General features: G+C 67.0%; 22 protein-coding genes. 8 read left to right on the top strand and 14 right to left on the bottom strand.

Annotated elements, in window-relative coordinates; all coding sequences use genetic code 11:
* Positions 1-104: 104 nt before the first annotated feature.
* From JO236_RS08325 to JO236_RS08290, 8 genes are all read right to left on the bottom strand, one after another.
* A complete protein-coding gene (locus JO236_RS08325) occupies positions 105-353 on the bottom strand; it encodes a hypothetical protein (RefSeq protein WP_293327180.1) in 249 nt (82 codons plus the stop codon).
* Positions 354-420: 67 nt separating this feature from the next.
* Positions 421-891, bottom strand: coding sequence for a DUF350 domain-containing protein (locus tag JO236_RS08320; RefSeq protein ID WP_293327177.1), 471 nt, complete (start codon positions 889-891; stop codon positions 421-423).
* 12 nt (positions 892-903) lie between these two features.
* On the bottom strand, positions 904-2,070 hold the full coding sequence (locus JO236_RS08315) for a glutathionylspermidine synthase family protein (protein ID WP_293327175.1): 1,167 nt from the start codon (positions 2,068-2,070) through the stop codon (positions 904-906).
* Positions 2,067-2,663 carry a hypothetical protein gene (locus tag JO236_RS08310; protein ID WP_293327172.1) on the bottom strand — a complete coding sequence of 199 codons (597 nt, stop codon included), beginning with the start codon at positions 2,661-2,663 and terminating at the stop codon, positions 2,067-2,069. Before JO236_RS08310 ends, JO236_RS08315 begins: the two co-directional genes overlap by 4 nt.
* Positions 2,664-2,721: 58 nt before the next feature.
* Entirely contained in the window at positions 2,722-3,534 is an 813-nt protein-coding gene (locus JO236_RS08305; protein WP_416362192.1) for an HAD family hydrolase, read from the bottom strand.
* Positions 3,535-3,542: 8 nt separating this feature from the next.
* Entirely contained in the window at positions 3,543-4,325 is a 783-nt protein-coding gene (locus JO236_RS08300) for a lysophospholipid acyltransferase family protein (RefSeq protein ID WP_293327170.1), read from the bottom strand.
* Positions 4,326-4,360: 35 nt separating this feature from the next.
* Entirely contained in the window at positions 4,361-5,098 is a 738-nt protein-coding gene (locus JO236_RS08295) for a lysophospholipid acyltransferase family protein (RefSeq protein ID WP_293327167.1), read from the bottom strand.
* Between the two features lie 4 nt (positions 5,099-5,102).
* Complete coding sequence (locus JO236_RS08290) at positions 5,103-5,873, bottom strand: lysophospholipid acyltransferase family protein (RefSeq protein WP_293327164.1); 771 nt, start codon at positions 5,871-5,873, stop codon at positions 5,103-5,105.
* 140 nt (positions 5,874-6,013) lie between these two features.
* Between JO236_RS08290 and JO236_RS08285 the strand changes: the two genes are divergently transcribed.
* Positions 6,014-7,564, top strand: a complete 1,551-nt coding sequence (locus JO236_RS08285; RefSeq protein WP_293327162.1) for an MBL fold metallo-hydrolase — start codon at positions 6,014-6,016, stop codon at positions 7,562-7,564.
* Positions 7,561-7,905 carry a hypothetical protein gene (locus JO236_RS08280; RefSeq protein ID WP_293327159.1) on the top strand — a complete coding sequence of 115 codons (345 nt, stop codon included), beginning with the start codon at positions 7,561-7,563 and terminating at the stop codon, positions 7,903-7,905. The genes JO236_RS08285 and JO236_RS08280 overlap by 4 nt, the downstream gene beginning before the upstream one ends.
* Here JO236_RS08280 and JO236_RS08275 read toward each other — a convergent pair.
* The gene (locus tag JO236_RS08275) at positions 7,902-9,470 is read right to left on the bottom strand and encodes a phytoene desaturase family protein (RefSeq protein ID WP_293327155.1); all 1,569 of its coding nucleotides are present in this window, start codon (positions 9,468-9,470) and stop codon (positions 7,902-7,904) included. The genes JO236_RS08280 and JO236_RS08275 overlap by 4 nt on opposite strands.
* Positions 9,471-9,520: 50 nt before the next feature.
* Entirely contained in the window at positions 9,521-10,147 is a 627-nt protein-coding gene (locus tag JO236_RS08270) for a TetR/AcrR family transcriptional regulator (protein ID WP_293327152.1), read from the bottom strand.
* An 87-nt stretch (positions 10,148-10,234) separates the two neighbouring features.
* On the opposite strand from JO236_RS08270, the gene JO236_RS08265 reads away from it, so the two are divergent.
* Positions 10,235-10,714, top strand: a complete 480-nt coding sequence (locus JO236_RS08265; protein WP_293327150.1) for a DUF2834 domain-containing protein — start codon at positions 10,235-10,237, stop codon at positions 10,712-10,714.
* Here JO236_RS08265 and JO236_RS08260 read toward each other — a convergent pair.
* Complete coding sequence (locus tag JO236_RS08260; protein WP_293327148.1) at positions 10,711-11,802, bottom strand: diguanylate cyclase domain-containing protein; 1,092 nt, start codon at positions 11,800-11,802, stop codon at positions 10,711-10,713. The two genes, JO236_RS08265 and JO236_RS08260, sit on opposite strands and share 4 nt — an antisense overlap.
* Before the next feature lie 105 nt (positions 11,803-11,907).
* Positions 11,908-13,164, bottom strand: coding sequence for a serine--tRNA ligase (gene serS / locus JO236_RS08255; RefSeq protein ID WP_293327146.1), 1,257 nt, complete (start codon positions 13,162-13,164; stop codon positions 11,908-11,910).
* Between the two features lie 121 nt (positions 13,165-13,285).
* On the opposite strand from serS, the gene JO236_RS08250 reads away from it, so the two are divergent.
* The 3 genes from JO236_RS08250 to JO236_RS08240 are packed head-to-tail and all read left to right on the top strand — an operon-like array spanning position 13,286 to position 15,286.
* Positions 13,286-14,668 carry a septum formation family protein gene (locus JO236_RS08250; RefSeq protein ID WP_293327143.1) on the top strand — a complete coding sequence of 461 codons (1,383 nt, stop codon included), beginning with the start codon at positions 13,286-13,288 and terminating at the stop codon, positions 14,666-14,668.
* Between the two features lie 4 nt (positions 14,669-14,672).
* Positions 14,673-15,023, top strand: coding sequence for a metallopeptidase family protein (locus JO236_RS08245; RefSeq protein ID WP_293327141.1), 351 nt, complete (start codon positions 14,673-14,675; stop codon positions 15,021-15,023).
* A 59-nt stretch (positions 15,024-15,082) separates the two neighbouring features.
* Positions 15,083-15,286 (top strand): hypothetical protein, encoded by a 204-nt coding sequence (locus tag JO236_RS08240; protein ID WP_293327138.1) that lies wholly within the window; start codon positions 15,083-15,085, stop codon positions 15,284-15,286.
* Here JO236_RS08240 and JO236_RS08235 read toward each other — a convergent pair.
* Together JO236_RS08235 and pheA are read right to left on the bottom strand one after the other, a co-directional pair.
* Positions 15,283-15,972, bottom strand: coding sequence for a histidine phosphatase family protein (locus tag JO236_RS08235; RefSeq protein WP_293327136.1), 690 nt, complete (start codon positions 15,970-15,972; stop codon positions 15,283-15,285). The two genes, JO236_RS08240 and JO236_RS08235, sit on opposite strands and share 4 nt — an antisense overlap.
* Positions 15,969-16,901 (bottom strand): prephenate dehydratase, encoded by a 933-nt coding sequence (pheA, locus tag JO236_RS08230; RefSeq protein WP_293327133.1) that lies wholly within the window; start codon positions 16,899-16,901, stop codon positions 15,969-15,971. Before pheA ends, JO236_RS08235 begins: the two co-directional genes overlap by 4 nt.
* Before the next feature lie 93 nt (positions 16,902-16,994).
* Between pheA and JO236_RS08225 the strand changes: the two genes are divergently transcribed.
* Positions 16,995-17,780 (top strand): DUF2470 domain-containing protein, encoded by a 786-nt coding sequence (locus JO236_RS08225; RefSeq protein WP_293327185.1) that lies wholly within the window; start codon positions 16,995-16,997, stop codon positions 17,778-17,780.
* A 44-nt stretch (positions 17,781-17,824) separates the two neighbouring features.
* Positions 17,825-18,954 (top strand): LCP family protein (locus tag JO236_RS08220; RefSeq protein WP_416362191.1); only part of this gene is annotated, 1,130 nt, incomplete at its 3' end.

The raw sequence follows: 18,954 nt of genomic DNA, 5'->3' as shown, positions 1-18,954 counted from the left end.
TCGAACATGTTTTCGATTATGCCACAGCCGGCCGACAGGCCGACTGTGATGTCTCGGGACAGCGGTGACAGTTCTGTGTCAGGACATCGGTGACGGTTGGTGTGTCAGGACTTCGGTGATGTTTCCTCGCTGTTGGGGCGTGGGCCGCGGGGTCGGCCGTTGCCGACGTATGTCACTCCGGTTGCGGGTCGAGTGTGCTCGATGAGGATCTCGCCTTCCAGGTCGGCGACGATGATCTTGTCGCCGTCGGTAATGACCAGGACCTGTTCAAGGCCGCGCCGTCCGTCGACCTTGTAGTTGACCTTGTAGTTGACCCCGGCGAGCATGAAAGTGCCGGCGGTGGTCAGTGTCACGCGGGTACCAGCGGGTAGATCCGTCGGCGCCGACATTGTCAGCGCCGGGCGCCCGGGCCACCCAGGGCTAGAGAATCGCGACCGCCACCACGATGCCCAGCGCGAACTGTGCCGCGGCGACCATCAGCGCGTCATAGCTGAACTCGTCGGCCTCGAACAATTCGTGCATATTGATTCCGATCGCCAGGGCCGCGACCCTCATCATGACGACCTGCGCGATGATTCCCACCAGCCCGAAGACAGCTGCCCCCACCAGCCCTTCCAACAGCTTTCCCGACGACGCATAGATCGCCAGAACCACGATGAGCGCCATGCTGACCATGCCGGCGGCGGACACGATGATCGCGTTCGGTTTCCCGGCGTCGACCATCTTGCGCAGCGGTCCCGGCGTGGTGAGGTCGATGGCGTAGAAGCCGATCAGCATCAGCACCAGGCCGACGATCGCATATAACAAAATCGCCCCGGCACCGCGGCCGAGCACCGCCAGATACCCCGCGTCCCAGTACCCCGAGTTCAGCGCCACGCTGGTTGCCGTCATTGATCAACTCCTTTATTTCTGCGGAATCCGGTGTGGGACAAAGGCTGCTCCGTCGTCGGTGATCAGTCCGGCGGTCTCCCGGATGCCGAGTCCCGCCGACGAATCGCCGACCACCCACGCGCCCAGCGCGGGCCGCATTTCGTCGAATTGCGGTAGCGGGTCGAGCAATTGGTAGACGAACCCCTCTTCGCCGTACACCCCGCCGGTGGCCGTTTCCATGCCGGCGCCGACAACGGTGATGTTCGCCCCTTCTCGGCCGAGCTTGGGCTTGCGGACGTATTCGGTGAGCTCGTGCGGGTCGTCGAGGTAGGCGGGCAGCAGGTTCGGATGACCCGGATACATCTCCCACAACACCGCCAGGATCGCCTTGTTCGACAACAGGGTCTTCCACAACGGCTCGATCCAGGTCGTCTGCGGCAGGCTGGACACGACATGCTTGCCGAACTCGTCGTCGAGCACCCACTCCCACGGGTACAGCTTGAAGACCGCGTGGAGCTGGTCTTCTTCCAGATCGACGAACCGCTCCAGGGCCGAGTCCCAACCGAGGTCTTCGATCATCAGGCCGACCGTCTGGAAGCCCGCTTCGGCCGCGGTCTCCTGCATGTAGGTCGTCGTAATCTGGTCCTCGCCAGTGGCTTCCACACCAGACCAGGTGAAGTGCAGCTCGGCGCTGGGCAGCGAATCACCGACCAACTTCCAGCGATCGACCAACTGCTCGTGCAGTGAGTTCCACTGGTCGTCGTCGGGAAACTTGTCCTTGAGCCAATACCATTGCAGGATAGCGGCTTCCAGTAAGGTGGTCGGTGTATCGGCGTTGTACTCGAGCAGCACCGCCGGGCGGCGGCCGTCATACCGCAGGTCGAACCGGCCGTACACGTGCGGGTCGGAGCGGCGCCACGACTCGGCGATCGGTTGCCAACTCCATTCCGGCAGACCGAAATCCGCGAACCGCTCCATCAGCACCACCTGCTCGACGGCGTTGAGACACATCGAGTGCAGCAACTCGACGTCGGCTTCGAGGGCCAGGATCTCGTCCATCTCGAATTCGTAGTGCACCGACTCGTCCCAGTACGGCCGATCCCTGCCCCGCGCGTCGCGGGCCGGTGTCCCGTACACCAGCCCCTGGGATTCGACCGTCGACCGCCAATTGGGCCGCGGCTGTGACCTGCCACGCTTCACGAGCCACTGCTCTTCCCGCCGCTGAGCTTGCCACCGAGGCCGCCGCGCTGAATGGTGCTGCCGGACTTGGTCTTAACCGTGGCCCCCTTGGGCAGGGTCGTCGACCCACCGATCGGCGACTGCCCGACGGAACCCGAGCTGCCGTAGTAATACCGGTACTGATGGCCGCCGTAGAAGAAGAAGCCGTTGAGGCCCGCGGTGTGACCGGTGCAGTAACCGTCCGGCACGATCACCGGTTGGCCATTCGCGTCGTCCTGGACGCACTGCGCGGTGACGGTTGGCGCCGACAGTGCCCAATACCCAAGGCCCGCAACCACAGCCACTACCCCAACGCCCGCCGCGGTGCCCATCAACACACGTTTGCGATGGCGCGCCTTGGCTTCCGCCTCGAGCCGCGCTTCCTCCTCCTCCTGTTGCTTTTTGGCGAACTTCTCTCGTGCGCGCAACTCGGCGGGGGTCGGCGGGCGCGGCTGCGTCGTCTCCGCGTCCTGGAACTGCATGCTGCCACGGGACGGATACCCGGCGGTGGGTTCTTCGCCCCCGTCCAAGCCCTCGGGCACCCCACCTTCGGGCGGGTCTTGATCCGTCCCCACTAGCGGGGATCCCGAATTGGCATGCGGGCAGTCTTGCACATTGCAGGCGCGCGCACAGCTATCCCCACCAGCGCTCCAGCACCCGCGCGACGCCGTCGTCGGTGTTGGTGGCGGTAACCTCGTCGGCGGCGGCCAGCGCCTCGGGGTGGGCATTGCCCATCGCCACGCCAAGGCCGGCCCGTAGCAACATCGGCACGTCGTTGGGCATGTCGCCGAAAGCGACCACGTCGGCATCGGCGAGCCCCAGCGGCCGTGCGATCTCGTCAACCCCGGTGGCCTTGCTGATACCCAGGGGGACGATCTCCACCAGGCCGTTGTTGGTCGAGTAGGTGATGTCGCCGCCGATCCCGACGTGCTTGGCCAGTTCGGCGGCCATGTCCGCGCTGCGCGCGCCGGCCTTTCGGATCAGCAGTTTGATCGCCGGCGCGCTGAGCAGATCCTGGATGGACACTTCGGTGTTGTCCGGGTTGAGCCACGCGTGCTCGTAACCCGGCGAGCTGATGAACTGTGGGGTCGCCGTGTCGTGCGCGCGCTCGCCGATCCGTTCCACCGCCAGACCGGCCCCCGGGATGACGCGGGTCGCGACCTCCGCCAACTCCGCGAGGGTGTCGACGGCCAACGTCCGCGCCGACAGCACCCGGTCGGTCACGGGATCGTAGATGACCGCGCCGTTGGCGCAAACCGCCATGGGGGCGAATCCGAGCGCGTCCACGACGGGCCGCACCCAGCGCGGTGGACGACCGGTCGCCAGGACAAACCGCGCCCCGGCATCCACGGCGGCACCTACTGCGGCACGGGTCCGCGGGCTGATGGTTTCGTCGTCGTCGAATAGTGTGCCGTCGACGTCGCAAGCGATCAGCGCCGGCGGCAAACCCGGCCTCAGCGTGGTCCGCCTTGATTCTCCGGAGGCGTCACACCGTCGGTCCCATACTTTTGGGCACGCTCGGCCAACTCGGCCAACCGGAGCTGGCGGGAATCGTCCGGACTCGGCGCGCTGCCACCCAGGCGCCGTGGCACCCAGAACTCCCCCTCCGGGTGGGGGTACTCCTCCTGCACCCGATAGAGAATCGCATTCATCGCCTGCCGCAGTTCGTTGTTGAGTTGTTCGGGGTCACCTTTCGGCGGCAGCGGCTTGCCGACGACGACGCTGATCGGAATCTTGTTGCGAATTACCCTCTTTGGGTGATCCTTCGGCCAAATCCGGTGTGCGCCCCAGACAATGAACGGAATTATCGGCACCTGCGCCTCGAGCGCCATGCGGGCCGCCCCCGTCTTGAATTGGCGCAGTTCATAACTGCGGCTGATGGTGGCCTCGGGATGCAGCCCGACCAGCTCGCCCTCACGCAGCCGCTGCACCGCGACGGCGTAGGCGTCGCTGCCGACACGACGATCCACCGGAATGAGCTGCGTGTGCTTGATCACGTAGTTGACCGCCCGCACCTCCTGCATTTCGGCTTTGATCATGAACCTCAAGCGGCGCTTGCGTTCCTTCGCGGCGAGCGACGCCGGAATCCAGTCCACATAACTCGTGTGGTTCAGGGCGATCAAGGCGGCGCCGCGCTCCGGGATGTTGTCGAGCCCGTGGTAGGTGATCTTGGTTCCCTGTGCCGCGACGACGGACGGGACAAGGATCTCCATCATCCGGAAAAACGGCTCTGCCATGCCCCCGATTATCCCTTGCGTACTTGAACCCGTCGTTAACCGGACCGACGTTGTCGGCGGCCGGCCGCCTCTTCGGCATCCAGCGCGGTGGCCTCGGTCAGCGTCGGAGCACCGCCGCCGAGCCGCTGCGGCACCCAGTACGCCCCCGCCGGGTGTGGATATTGCTCTTGCGCACAATGCAGCATCGTTGTCATCGACTCGCGCAGCCCGGCCATCGAGGCGCTGGCGGGCAACGGCGCCCCCACCGCTACCGTGACCTCGTTGCGGCCCGGCCATCCCATCAAATGCCTTGGCTGGCCCTTGGTCCAGATCCGTTGTGAACCCCAGACGATCACCGGGACGATAGGGACGCCCGCCTCGGCCGCCATCCTGGCGGCTCCCGACTTGAACTCCTTGAGCTCGAAGCTCCTGCTGATCGTTGCCTCGGGATAGACGCCGACCAACTCCCCCTCGCGCAGGCGCCGCACCGCCACGGCGTAGGCACCGGACCCGGCATGCCGGTCAACCGGGATTGCCTTCGTGCGTTCGATCAGGAAGTTGACCACCCTGCGCTGCTGCATCTCGGCCTTGATCATGAACCTCAGCCGCCGGTGCCGCCGATGCATGGCCAACGCGGCCGGCAGCCAGTCGACGTAGCTGGTGTGGTTGATCGCGATCACGGCGCCGCCGCGCTCGGGGACGTTCTGCTCGCCGGCGTACGTGATCCGGGTGCCGCTGGCTAGGACCAGGAACCGGGCCAGGATCTCGAGGGTGCGGTAGGTCGGTTCCACCATCGCCTCACTGGTCGGGCGCTCCGGCGGATTGTGCGCGGCGGGCCGCCTTGATCGCGGCCTCCTCGGCCTCCATGCGGGCCGCCTCGGCGAGCGACGGCGCTCCGCCGCCGAGCCGGTGCGGCACCCAGAACTCGCCGGCGGGATGGGGGCCGTACTGTTCCTGCGCGCGTTCCAGCAGATGCTGCATCCGCGAGTGCAGTAGGCCGCTCAGCTCGGCTGTGGCCAATGTCGGTTCGATGGGCTCGCCGACGACGATCTGGATCGGCACCTTGGGACGGAACAGCTTCTTGGGGTGGCCCTTGGTCCAGATCCGCTGCGCGCCCCACACGATGTGCGGGACGATCGGCACCCCGGCCTCGACGGCCATCCGCGCGGCACCGGTCTTGAATTCCTTGATCTCGAAGCTGCGGCTGATCGTCGCCTCGGGGTAGACGCCGACGAACTCACCGTCCTTCAGGTTCCGGACCGCGGCCTCATACGACGCGGCTCCGGATTGCCGGTCCACCGGGATGTGCCGCAGGCTGCGCATGATCGGCCCGGTGATCTTGTGGTCGAAGACCTCCTGCTTGGCCATGTAGCGCACCTTGCGCCCGAGGCCCTGCTGGTAGGTGGGCAAACCCGCGAGAGTGAAGTCCAGGTAGCCGGTGTGGTTGATCGCGATGACGGCACCGCCGCTGGTAGGAAGATTCTCCACCCCGGTCACGGTGATCTTCAGGCCCTGGATGCGGAATATCAAACGGGCAATCTGAATGACAGTCGCATATACCGGCTCCACAGTTTTTCAGCCTAATGCTCCAAGCGGTCATCAGACGAGGCCGGTCAAGAGGCAGGCGGCCGCTCCAGGCCGGAGATGGTGACTCACGCTAAGCTCGAAGCGACTCGAAGGCAGCGCAGATTGGTAGCCGAAAGGTATTTGTGCAGGTCACAAGCGTCGGCCACGCCGGCTTTCTGATCGAGACCCGGGCGGGCAGCATCCTCTGCGACCCCTGGGTCAACCCCGCGTACTTCGCGTCCTGGTTCCCGTTCCCGGACAACAGTGCGCTGGACTGGCACACGCTGGGCGCCTGCGACTACCTGTACGTGTCACACCTGCACAAAGATCACTTCGACGCAGAAAACCTGCGCACCCACGTCAACAAGGACGCGGTGGTGCTGCTGCCCGACTTTCCGGTGCCCGACCTGAGAAATGAGCTGCAGGAATTGGGTTTTCACCGGTTCTTCGAAACCACCGACTCGGTCAAACACCGACTGTCCGGCGCCAAGGGTGATCTCGACATCATGGTCATCGCCCTGCGTGCCCCGGCGGATGGTCCGATCGGCGACTCGGCGCTGGTGGTTTCAGACGGCGTCACAACGGTTTTCAACATGAACGACGCCCGCCCCGTCGACTTGGACGTGCTGACAACCGAATTCGATGACATCGATGTGCATCTGCTGCAGTACTCCGGGGCCATCTGGTATCCGATGGTCTACGACATGCCGGCCCGGGCCAAGGAGTCGTTCGGCACCCAGAAGCGGCAACGGCAGATGGACCGCGCCCGCCAGTACGTCGCGCAGGTGGGGGCGTCCTGGGTGGTGCCGTCGGCGGGGCCGCCGTGCTTCCTGGACGACGAGTTGCGACAGCTCAACGACGACCGCGATGACCCGGCCAACATCTTCCCCGACCAGAGGGTTTTCCTGGACCAAATGCGTGCACACGGCCACGACCGCGGCCTGCTGATGATCCCCGGATCGGTCGCCGATTTCACCGGCAGCACACTGAACTCGCTGCGCCATCCGCTGCCCACCGACCAGGTGGAGGCCATGTTCAGCACCGGTAAAGCGGCCTACATCGCCGGCTACGCCGAGCGGATGGCGCCGGTGCTGAGGGCCGAAAAGGCCCGCTGGGCCCCCGCCGGCGGCGAACCGTTGCTGGAACCGCTGCGCGCGCTGTTCGAGCCGATCATGCTGCAAAGCGACGAAATCTGTGACGGCATAGGCTATCCCGTCGAACTTGTGCTAGGTCCCGAAACCGTGGTGTTGGATTTTCCGAAACGCACCGTGCGGGAACGGATTCCCGACGAGAAGGTGCGCTACGGGTTCGAGATCGCCCCCGAGCTGGTGCGCACGGTGTTACGCGACCACGAACCGGACTGGGTCAACACCATCTTCTTGTCCACCCGGTTCCGGGCCTGGCGGGTCGGCGGCTACAACGAATATCTGTACACGTTCTTCAAGTGCCTGACCGACGAGCGGATCGCGTATGCCGACGGCTGGTTCGCCGAAACACACGACGACTCCGCGTCGATCATGCTTGACGGCTGGGAGATTCAGCGCCGCTGCCCGCACCTCAAGGCCGATCTATCGAAATTCGGTGTGGTGGAAGGAAACACGCTCACCTGTAATCTGCACGGATGGCAATGGCGCCTGGACGACGGGCGCTGCCTGACCACCCGGGGCCACGAGCTACGGAGCGCGCGCGCATGAGCACGACCTACCGGCCTTCTTACGATGACGGCGTCGTCCAGCTGGACCGCACGGCGCTCACGTTGCGCCGCTATCATTTCCCTTCGGGCACGGCGAAAGTCATTGCGCTGGACAAGATCCACGGTTACAAGTCCGAGTCGCTGGGCCTGTTCGTGGCGCGGTTCAATATCTGGGGCACGCCGGATTTGCGTCGCTGGCTGCCGCTGGACGTGTACCGGCCGCTCAAGTCGACATTGATCACCCTGGACCTGCCCGGGACCAGCCCCACCCCGGCCTTCACGCCGGCCCGGCCGGACGAATTCACCGCGGTGCTGGACGAGTTACTGGGGCGGCTTGGTTAGAGGTCGGCCAGTGCCGCGCGCCCCGCGTTGTATCCGGGAATGAACGTGATCCCCGGCCCGCCGTGGCAGCCCGCGCTGCCAAGGTACAGCCCCTTTATTGGGATCCGCTGGCCGACAAAGCCTTTCGGCCCGGGTCGGTTGGGGCCGATCTGATCGGCGTTCAGCAGCCCGTGGCAGTAGTCGCCGCCCGGAGCACCGAACATCACCCCCATGTGTCTGGGCGTGAAGGTGGTGTGCCGGATGATGCTGCGCTCGAAATTCGGCGCCAACCGGGTGACCTTGTCGATCACGCGTTGACCCATTTCGGCCTTTGCCTGGCCGTAGTCGGCACCGCCCTCGATCGGGAACCACAACGCGAACGCCGACGCGGCGTGCTTGCCCTCCGGCGCCAGATCGGGGTCGTTCTGCGACGGGACCTGCAAGACCAACGTCGGGTCGGCAGGGACGATCCCGCGACGGCAATCCTCCCACTGCTGCTGGACTTCCTCCGGCGTGCAAAACAGGCCCAACGACGCCTGCATCGCGGGGTCGTTGAGCGACTCGTAGGGGGCGACGAACTCGGGGGCCTCGTCCAGCGCGAAGTGCATCTGCAGGTAGCTGCCGCGGTGGTCGGTGCGCGCAAATCGTTCCCTGATATCGGCGGGCAGCACCGAGGGATCGATCAGCTCGTTGAGCGTCAGGTCGGGTGCGATGCCGGAGACGACGATCGGGGCGCTCAAGATCTCTCCGGCCTCGGTGCGCACTGCGCTGACCCGTCCGTCGGCGACGAGGATCTCCTCCACCCTGGTGCGGAGGCGGACTTCGCCGCCGAGACTTTCCAGCACTGCACACAGGTGTGCCGTGAGCGCTCCGATGCCGCCGCGCAGCTTCTTCATCTGCATGGTGTCGCCGTCGGGAACGCCGAGCCCGAAGGCGAGTGCGGCCGCGCTGCCCGGCGTGGCCGGCCCCCGGTAGAGGGTGTTGACGGCCAGCACGGTCATCGAACCGCGCAACGCGCCGTGCTTCTCACGGTCCGGAAGGTAGCGGTCCAACACGTCAGTGACCGACCCGAAAAGCATGTCGTCAATGGCTGAGCGTTCGAATTCGTTTGTGGCGCAGGCATACATCTGGTCGAAAGTCTTGGGCAGCGTTCCGGCCTCGAAGCGGCCCAACGCCCGGGCGGGAGCCTGGCTCCAGGCCATCAGCCCCGCCATTCCGTTGACGGCGTCCGCGCCGTGCACCTCGTTGAGGTGGGTGAAGAGCTTGATCGGGTCGGTGTACTGGACGAGTGGATCGTCACCGACACCGCGCAGCGCCACCGACATGACGTCCAGGTCGACCGTCGGCAGGCTATCCAGACCGAGTTCGTTGATCACCGCCGTCGACGTCGGGAACTGGACCGAGCCGGCAATCTCGAACTTATAGCCGTCGAACAGTTCGACGGTGGAAGCCATTCCCCCGGCGTAGAGCTTGGCATCCAGGCACGCGGTCCGTAGTCCCGCCTTCTGCAGCATGACCGCCGCCGTCAGCCCGTTGTGTCCGGCACCGATAACTATCGCGTCAAATTCAGCCTTGGCTTCAGACATAGGTTCTGCCCTCCGACAGGCAGGTTGGCATGGTCGGCCAGTTTTGTCAATTATGACAAAACTGTGCCGCTTACCCATGCGCCGGTGATACCGGCCCGCAGCGACTCCAGCGCGGCGTGGCACACCCGCGCCAGCTCACCCAGCGAACGGTCATCGCCGACCATCCACACTTCCATCGCGCCGAACACCGCGGCCGCGATGCAACGTGCGGTCACCGCGAAGCGCAACCGCGCGTCCGTCGTCTCCTCCGAGTTGCAGCTACGGCGTTGCAGCTGCGCCTGGATGGCGTCGGCGAAATCGGCCTGGACGTCCTGAATGTGGCGGACGATGCGGCCAGGGTCAAGCTCGCCTCCCCGCAGGGCAGCGATTTTCGTCACGGCCTCGACGTCGTACGGAAATGAGAAGATCGAGGACTGCACGGAGTCGATGATCGGTTCGCCTGCGGGCCTGGCGTCGAGCGCGGCGCGAAACCAATTCAGCCCGGTGTAATCGGCAAACAGCAGGTCGTGCTTGGACCGGAAGTGGCGATAGAAGGTCCGCAGCGATACCCCCGCGTCCGCGGCGATCTGCTCGGCGGACGTCTCCTCCACGCCCTGTCCCAGAAACCGCACCAACGCGGCCTGTCGCAATGCCTCGCGGGTGCGCTCGCTGCGCGCCGTCTGCGCGGGCCGAACCATGCCAGTAAGGTAGCAAACGGCTTGACCGCCCGTTCGCTTCGAATGTCAATATTGACAAAACTTTGCGGCTGGGGCCAGACTTCGCGCATGGTCTGGCTGTACGTGCACGCAATACTCGGGATCGCCGTCATCGTCTGGCTTATCGCGTCAAACCCGCAGGTCTACGCAAAACCGGCCGGCGGATCGTGGTTGTCGCCGCTGGAGGGCGTGTACTACGCCGCCGGCTTTGCCTCGATCGCGCTGGGCTGGTACTTCAACATCCACTTCGTGCTTGATTCCCACGGACAGGGGAACCTGTTCCACGGCCCGGCGAGTTACCCGAACTTCCTGCGACAGCAGTTCGCGAACCCGGCTGCCGGCTCGGGCGACCAGGACTACCTCATCGCGAATGTCATTCTGCTGCCGGTGTTTACCATCGTCGACGGCCGTCGGCGTGGCATCCGGCGCCCGTGGCTGTTTTTCGCCGCCAGCTTCTTCACCAGCTTCTCGTTCCCGCTGGCCTGGTACTTCGCCACCATGGAACGCACGCGCCGGCACGAACAAGCCCGCGAGACGGTGCACGCCTAAGCGCTGACCTCGTTGCGGCGATAACCGGCGTGATGGTGAATCTGATTGCCCCCGTGGCGTTTCGCGGCGTACATCGCCGCATCGGCGGCCGCGATCAGGGAGACCACCAGCTCGTCGGTGTCCGGTTCTTGGCCGTCCAGGCAGACACTGGCCGTGCCGACGCTGGCGGTGAGCTTGAACGGTAGCGCGGCAATCGCGTCGCACAGTCGTTGAGCTCGCGGACCTATTTCAGCCGGGTGCCAGATCGCGGCGATCACGAATTCCTCACCGCCGGAGCGACCGACAATCGCGGTGTCGTCGGTGTTCTCCCGCAACGCTCGCGCCACCGCGACCAGCGCCTCGTCACCCTTGCTGTGCCCGTACTTGTCATTGATTTGCTTGAAGCGGTCCAGGTCGATCACGGTCAGGACCAAATGAGCCGGTCGGAAGCCGTCGTGCCGCAGGTGTCCCCTGGTGCGCCGGTGGAACGCGCGCCGGTTCAATAGGCCGGTCAGTTGGTCGCGTTCGGCCTGCACCGCGTCGGTACCGAGAACGTGCGCAACGGCCTGAATGCCAAAGGGGACCGCCAGATTCAAGGTGAGCACGACCGCATATCCGCACACCGCGGCAACGACGCCGGACGCCGCCGTAATCCGCATCACCTCGACGCCGCCGGTGAGCGCGGCGATCGTGAAGTTGAACACCATCAGCCGCGCGGCGTGAAACAGCGCGATGTAACCGGCCATCGTCGCGAAGGTTGTGCAAGCCAGCATGGCGGCGACGGGATCGCTCTGGGCGAGCGCGGCCAGCGCGATGCTGGCGGTGGACAGCATCGCGAAACCCATCGCCTGGCGGCGGGTCGGCCAGCGCAGCACCCACAACATGGCGCCCAACGTGGCACCGCCGGAGGCGGCCAGCGCGCACGCCAGCTGAACGGGCCCGCGCGGTCCGGTCCCGCTCCAGATCGTCGCCAGGACGACAACGGTCAGCGCGGCGCCGATCAGCGCGACCGTGGCGCGGGTGCGAACGGCCATACCGCGGGACTGCAGGAGGGAGCCCAGCTGGTCGAAGTGGTCGGACTGGCGCCACCACAGACCGAGCCAGCTCATGAGACTTCACCTTCCCCCATGCAACCGCCTACAGAGACGACGGGCGGTGGATCAACAGATGATAGTCCAGGGACACGCCGCCAGCTGGCGTTTTGTTCGAGACGATTAAACGGGCTCCAGCACCTCGGTGCCCACGAACGGAACCAGCGCCCCCGGCACCCGCACGCTGCCGTCGGCCTGCTGGTGATTCTCCAGGATGGCGACCAGCCATCGAGTGGTGCCCAGCGTGCCGTTCAACGTGGCCGCGGTCTGCGGTTTCCCGTTGTCGTCGCGATAGCGCGTCGACAGCCGGCGGGCCTGAAAGGTGGTGCAGTTGGACGTCGACGTCAGCTCCCGGTAGGCGTCCTGCGTCGGAACCCACGCCTCGCAGTCGAACTTGCGCGCGGCCGACGAGCCGAGATCACCCGCGGCGACGTCGATCACCCGGTAGGGCACCTCGATGCGCGCCAGCATCTCGCGCTGCCAGCCCAGCAGCCGTCCGTGTTCGGCCTCGGCCTCCTCCGGCCGGCAGTAGACGAACCCCTCCACCTTGTCGAACTGGTGCACCCGGATGATGCCGCGGGTGTCCTTGCCGTAACTGCCGGCCTCACGCCGAAAACACGACGACCAGCCCGCGTAGCGCCGTGGTCCGCCAGACAGGTCCAGGATCTCGTCGGCGTGATAACCGGCCAGCGGTACTTCGGAGGTGCCGACCAGGTACAGGTCGTCGGCGTCCACGCGGTACACCTCGTCGGCGTGCGCGCCCAGAAATCCGGTGCCGGCCATCACCTCCGGACGCACGAGTACCGGCGGGATCATCGGCACGAAGCCGTTGTCGACGGCCAGGCGCAGCGCCAGCTGTAACAGGCCCAGCTGGAGCAGCGCGCCGCGGCCGGTCAGGAAGTAGAACCGCGAGCCGGAGACCTTGGCGCCGCGCTGCATGTCGATCAGGCCCAGCGCCTCGCCCAGCTCCAGGTGATCCTTCGGGTTCGCCAGCACGGGAGGATCGCCGACGACGTCGAGCACCAAGTAGTCGTCGGCACCGCCGGCGGGCACCGGATCCAGAATGACGTTCGAGATCGCCATGTGCGCCGCGGTGAACGCCGCCGCGGCGTGCGCCTGATCGGCCTCGGCCGCCTTGACCTGCTCGGCAAGCTCCCTGGCGCGCTGCAGCAGCGCCGGGCGCTCCGCGGCGGACGCGGCGCCCACGCCCTTGCTGGCGGACTTCTGGTCGGCGCGCAACGAGTCCGCGGTCGCAATCGCCGTGCGGCGTGCGGCGTCGGCGGTCAGCAGGGCATCCACCAGGGCCGGGTCCTCGCCGCGGCTGAGTTGGGAGCGGCGCACAGCGTCGGGGTTTTCCCGGAGCAACTTCAGGTCGATCACGGCCGCAAGACTAACCGCCGGCGACTTTCGGCGACGCCGCCGAGCGGCCGGGAACCCGTCGCGGATATCACATCTGCAACATTTGTCACGCCGCTGTTTCGGCCCTGTCAGAATGGAGCCGATGTTGGACGCGCCAGAAAAGGAAGTTCCCGCCGAGCCCGCCGAGCCCGCCGAGCCCGCAGACGCGGCGGCGCCCGCCGAGCCCGCAGCCGCGGCGGCGCCGGCCGAGCCCGTCGCACCGGCCGAGGGGCCCGCGAGTCGCTGGCCGCGCGGGTTGCAGGCGTCGGCCACGCGGCGGGGGCTGCTGTTGACCGCACTGGGCGGCCTGCTGATCGCGGGGCTGGTGACCGCCATTCCCGCCGTGGGCACCGGGCCGGGACGGCTGGCCGGCTACATGGACAGCAACCCGGTTCCCAGCACCGGCACGAAGGGCAACGCCGCCTTGAACCGCGCGCACGCGGGCGACTGCCTGATGTGGCCGGACGGCGCCCCGGAGTCCGCGACGATCGCCAGTTGCACCGAGGATCACCGGTTCGAAGTCGCGGAGTCGATCGATATGCGGACATTTCCCGGCTCGGAATACGGACCGAACGCTGCCCCGCCGTCGCCGGCCCGTATTCAGCAGATCAGCCAGGAGCAGTGCGAAGCGGCAGTGCAGCGCTACCTCGGCACCAAGTTCGATCCCAATAGCAAGTTCACCATCAGCATGCTGTGGTCCGGCGACCGCGCGTGGCGCCAGGCCGGCGAACGCCGCATGCTCTGCGGCCTACAGTTACCGGGCCCGGGCAACGAGCAGATCGCCTTCAAGGGCAAGGTCGCCGACATCGACCAGTCCAAGGTCTGGCCCGCCGGGACCTGCCTGAGCATCGACCCCACCACCAACCAGCCTGTCGACGTACCAGTCGACTGCGCGGCCACGCACGCGATGGAGGTCACGGGCACGGTCAACCTGGCCGAGAAATTCCCCACCGCGCTGCCCGCCGAAGCCGACCAGGACGGCTTCATCAAGGACGCCTGCACCCGGATGACCGACGCTTACCTGGCGCCCGTCAAGTTGCGCACCACGACCTTGACGCTGATCTACCCGACGCTGTCGCTGCCCAGTTGGTCGGCGGGTAGCCGTGAGGTCGCGTGCAGCATCGGTGCGACTCTGGGCAACGGGGGCTGGGCCACCCTGGTGGGTCCCGCAAAGGGACCCCTGCTGATCAACGGTCAGCCGCCGGTTCCTCCACCCGACATTCCCGAGGAGCGGCTGACGATGCCACCGATTCCGGTGCAGCTGCCGACGACCCAGCCCGCGGCGCCGGCGCAGCAGACGCCGACCATCCCACCGAATAACCAGCATCTGCCCCAACAACAGCCGGTCGTCACACCGCAGCGATCGCCCGCGTCACAGGCACCGCAGAACCCGGCACCCCAGGACAACCCGCAGCCGGCCGACGGCGGTGCTCCGCCGCCGGCGGGTCAACCGCCGGGGCCGGGCGAACCCGCGCCGGCGGGTTAGCGTTTTGCCCGTGCGGATGGGGCCGCAGCGCTTCGAGGAATTGGTCTCCGACGCACTCGATCTGCTCCCGCCCGACTTGTCGGCCGCGATGGACAACGTCGTGGTGTTGGTCGATGCCCGCCACCCCGAGGACGACGAGCTGCTGGGCCTGTACGAGGGCGTCGCGCTGACAGAGCGGGACTCCGACTACGCCGGATTGCTGCCGGACACCATCACGATCTACCGCGAGGCGTTGCTGGACGCGTGCGAATCGGACGACGAGGTCGTCGAGCAGGTGGCAATCACGGTGATCCACGAAATTGCGCACCACTTCGGCATCGACGACGCCCGGCTGGACCAGCTGGGCTGGGGCTAACCGGCCATGGTCGGGCGCGGCGGCGCGGTTTTGTCCGCGGCCCGTGCTATGAACGGCATATGAGCACCGGCTGCCGCGACTGCCGGGCAGGCTTGGATCACTGCCACGGCACCATCATTCGCCACTCACTGCGACGTTCGGAATGCACCGAACCGGACTGCGACGGCCCGGAGCTGTCGCCGCACACCTTCGTTGTCGACTGCGACGCGGTGGGCTGCGGGTGTGGTGAGGCGATCGCTCACTTTGTCCGCAGGGCGGTTTAGCCCATCGGATCGCTGCCCGACGCCACGGCGTCGGTGACGGGGGTGCTGTCGGCTTCCGGATAGAACGGCGGCCTCAGCGAGCCCCATCGCACGCAACTCCACCGCCCGTCGGTGACGGGTACCAAGACCACCGACTCCGTGTTGTCCAGATGGTGGTCGAGCACAAAATCGCCGTCCACGCCGGCGAGGATCGCCGACGCCAGCCGAATCGCCGCGCCGTGGCTGACGACCACGATGTCGCCGTCCCACTCGTCGTCGTCGAGATATCGCATCCGCAAGTCGGTGAGCACCGGCACGTAGCGGTCCAAGACATCGTTTGCGGTCTCGCCACCAGGCAGCGGAACGTCCAGCTCGCCGTGATGCCAGCGCTTATAGATGGCATTGAATTCAGCGACCGCATCGTCGTCGTTGCGGTTCTCCAGCGCGCCAACCTGGACCTCGTGGATGCCGGCCAGCTCGTGGGCCGTGACGTCGAGGACGGCGCCGATCACCGCAGCCGTCTCCGACGCCCGGGTGGCCACCGAGTGCGCGAGCAGCGCCGGACGCGTGCAAACTTTGTGGGCGAACCCCCGAGCCTGATCGCGACCCAACGGTGTCAGCGCTGCCCCCGGTGGCAGGGTGTCCAGCCTGCGCTCGACATTGCCGTACGACTGGCCGTGCCGCAGCAGCACCAAGCGACCGCTCATTCGGGCTTGCCCTCACGCAATCGGGCCAGCCACCGCGAGGCCTCGTCGGGCGGTGGCGGCACCGACTCCCGCGGGCCGTCGGCCGCCGCCGGCCAGGAACCCAGGTATCGCACATCAGCGCAACGACGGTGCAGCGCCTTGAGTGCCTCGGCGACAGCACCGTCATCGACGTGGCCGACGCAATCGACGAAGAACAGGTAGGTGCCCAGCTCGGTACGGGTGGGCCGGGATTCGATCCGGGTGAGGTCGATGCCGCGGATGCCGAACTCGGCCAGGGCCGCCACCAGCGCCCCGGGCGCGTTGTCGATGCGCAAGACCGCCGAGGTGCGATCGACTCCGGTGCGGGCCGGTGGCGGCCCTGGTAGGCCGACCAGGACGAAACGAGTGCGGGCGTTGGGCTCGTCGACAACACCCTCGGCCAACGCCGTCAATCCCCAGCGGGACACCGCCAGCGGCGAGGTGACCGCGGCGTCGACCACACCGTCGGCCACCTGCCGCGCGGCGTCGGCGTTGGAATAGGCCGGGCGCAATTCGGCGCCGGGCAGGTTGGCGCCCAGCCAGTTCCGCACCTGCGCCGCCGCCACCGGAAAGGCCGCCAGCGTGCGCACATCCGCGGCGGTGAGGCCGGATTTGGCGACAATGCTGAAGGCGACATCCAGTGTGGTCTCCGCGAACACCTGCAGCGGCGACCCGCCGGCCAAGCTGTCCAACGTCGGCATCAACGACCCGTCGATCGAATTCTCGATCGGCACGCACGCGTAATCGGCAGCACCGTCACGGACGGCGTCCAGTGCCGCCGGCGTGCTCTCGATCGGCAACTGCTGCAACGGATCCGCCCCCTGCTCGGGAACGAGGCCCACGGCCGTCAGTTGGAGTAGCGCCGCCTCGGTGAAGGTCCCCTCGGGTCCTAGGTAAGCGATGCGGGCCACGACCATAACCCTAATGCCGCGTCACCGGTCGGGTCTTGCATGCCTACAGGACCGTAAGTTAACTTAGGCTTCCCTAAGCATTTGGAGGGAACTGTGCTACCGCTCACTCACCCCGCGCCGACGACTGCCGAGCGCATTCGAACGGCGTGCGTGCGGGCCGGCGGCGCACTCCTGGCCGTCGAGCGCGAAGAGCCGGTAGCCACACCGATGCATCACTTGCTCGACGACGGATCCTTCGCGGTGGCCGTCCCGCTCACGACCGGCGCGCATGCCGGAATCTGCGGATCCCAGGCGCTGCTGGAGCTCACCGACTACGCGCCGCTGCCCATGCGCGAACCCGTGCGCTCGTTGGTGTGGGTCCGCGGCCGCCTCCACGAGGTTCCCCAGGAGGCCGTGACGGCGACCCTGGACCTGATTGCCGTCGACAACCCGAATCCGGTTCTGCTGCAAGTGCAAACCCCGCGCTCGGCCCCGGCTGATGGTGAGGACACCCGCTACACACTGCTGCGGTTGGAGGTGGACTCGGTCGTGGTGACCGACGCCACCGGGGCCGAACCCGTCGGCGTCGCAGATCTCCTCGCCGCCGCGCCCGACCCATTCTGCGAGATCGAATCGACGCTGCTGTGGCACCTGACAACCGTGCACGACGACGTTGTCGCGCGCTTGGTTTCCAGGCTTCCGGCACCGCTGCGGCGCGGCCAGGTCCGGCCCCTTGGGCTCGATCGCTACGGCGTCCGGTTTCGGGTCGAAGACAGCGACGGTGATCGTGACGTGCGGCTGCCCTTTCCAAAACCGGTGGACGACATGACCGGGCTCAGTCAGGCGATTCGGGTGTTGATGGGGTGCCCGTTCGTCAACGGCCTGCGGGCGCGTCGGTAGTCCAAACTCGGCACGGCCGGTGTCCGTGCACGTAGGTTATCCGGGTGAACGGCGATCGCCCTCCGGAACGTCGACGCCCTCAAAGACCGGCGCCGGCGCCTCCCGAGCCTCCGCAGATGATGCGCCGCGAACCCATCCCGCCGCCGTCAGCGATCAGACGGACGGTGCCGCTGCCACGGCGCGCACCGGTCGCGGCGCCGCCCCCTCCGGTTGCCCCGGCCGCACGGCGAAAGCGCCGCAAGCAACGCAAGCGCCGCTGGATCCGGGTCGTGGCGCTCAGCCTGCTCATTGCTCTGCTGGTGGCCGGAGCGGGCATCCTGGCGGGGACGGCGTGGTTGGAGACCTCGCTGCACCGCGAGGCGGCGCTGGCGGACTACTCCGATCGGCCGCCCGTCGGCCGCGGTGCGAACTGGCTCGTTGTGGGTTCGGACAGCCGCCAGGGGCTCACCGCCGAACAGCAGCAGGATCTGGCCACCGGCGGTGACGTCGGCAACGGCCGAACCGACACCATTCTGCTGGTGCACGTGCCTGGGATCGGCTCGGAAAACCCGACGACAATGGTGTCCATACCGCGCGACTCGTACGTATCGATCCCCGGTCATGGCAGGGACAAGATCAACGCCGCGTTTGCGCTGGGCGGGGCGCCGCTGCTGACGCAGACAGTCGAGCAGGCCACCGGCCTTCGACTCGACCACTACGCGGAGATCGGATTCGGCGGTTTCGCCGGCCTGGTCGACGCGCTCGGCGGGGTGACCGTCTGCCCGACGAAGCCGATCAGCGACCCGCTTGCGGGAATCGACCTGCCCGCCGGCTGCCAGCGGCTGGACGGCCGGAATGCGCTGGGCTACGTCAGGACGCGGGCCACGCCGCGGGCGGATCTGGACCGGATGGTCAACCAGAGGCAATTCATGTCGGCGCTGCTGCACCGGGTGGCCAGCCCGGCGGTGTGGCTCAATCCGTGGCGTTGGTACGCGGTGCCGCATGCGGCCGTCGAGGCCCTGACGGACGACCGGGGTGACCACGTGTGGGACCTAACCCGACTCGGCTGGGCTCTGCACGGATCGGTCACCGCGATCACCGTCCCCATCGGGGAACTCACCACCAGCGACGCCGGCTCGGTGGTGGTATGGAACCACGACGCGGCCAGCGCATTGTTCAACGCGCTCGCCGCCGA

Source organism: Mycobacterium sp. (assembly GCF_019247635.1).
Taxonomy (GTDB): domain Bacteria; phylum Actinomycetota; class Actinomycetes; order Mycobacteriales; family Mycobacteriaceae; genus Mycobacterium.
The sequence above is the reverse complement of the archived record's forward strand: the minus strand, read 5'-3'. Positions and strand labels throughout refer to the sequence as shown.

Coding starts and splice junctions, on each gene's coding strand:
- JO236_RS08320 (WP_293327177.1), bottom strand. CDS start 891: ATGACGGCAACCAGCGTGGCGCTGAACTCGGGGTACTGGGACGCGGGG.
- JO236_RS08300 (WP_293327170.1), bottom strand. CDS start 4,325: ATGGCAGAGCCGTTTTTCCGGATGATGGAGATCCTTGTCCCGTCCGTC.
- JO236_RS08295 (WP_293327167.1), bottom strand. CDS start 5,098: ATGGTGGAACCGACCTACCGCACCCTCGAGATCCTGGCCCGGTTCCTG.
- JO236_RS08280 (WP_293327159.1), top strand. CDS start 7,561: ATGAGCACGACCTACCGGCCTTCTTACGATGACGGCGTCGTCCAGCTG.
- JO236_RS08275 (WP_293327155.1), bottom strand. CDS start 9,470: ATGTCTGAAGCCAAGGCTGAATTTGACGCGATAGTTATCGGTGCCGGA.
- JO236_RS08270 (WP_293327152.1), bottom strand. CDS start 10,147: ATGGTTCGGCCCGCGCAGACGGCGCGCAGCGAGCGCACCCGCGAGGCA.
- JO236_RS08265 (WP_293327150.1), top strand. CDS start 10,235: ATGGTCTGGCTGTACGTGCACGCAATACTCGGGATCGCCGTCATCGTC.
- JO236_RS08260 (WP_293327148.1), bottom strand. CDS start 11,802: ATGAGCTGGCTCGGTCTGTGGTGGCGCCAGTCCGACCACTTCGACCAG.
- JO236_RS08250 (WP_293327143.1), top strand. CDS start 13,286: ATGTTGGACGCGCCAGAAAAGGAAGTTCCCGCCGAGCCCGCCGAGCCC.
- JO236_RS08240 (WP_293327138.1), top strand. CDS start 15,083: ATGAGCACCGGCTGCCGCGACTGCCGGGCAGGCTTGGATCACTGCCAC.
- JO236_RS08235 (WP_293327136.1), bottom strand. CDS start 15,972: ATGAGCGGTCGCTTGGTGCTGCTGCGGCACGGCCAGTCGTACGGCAAT.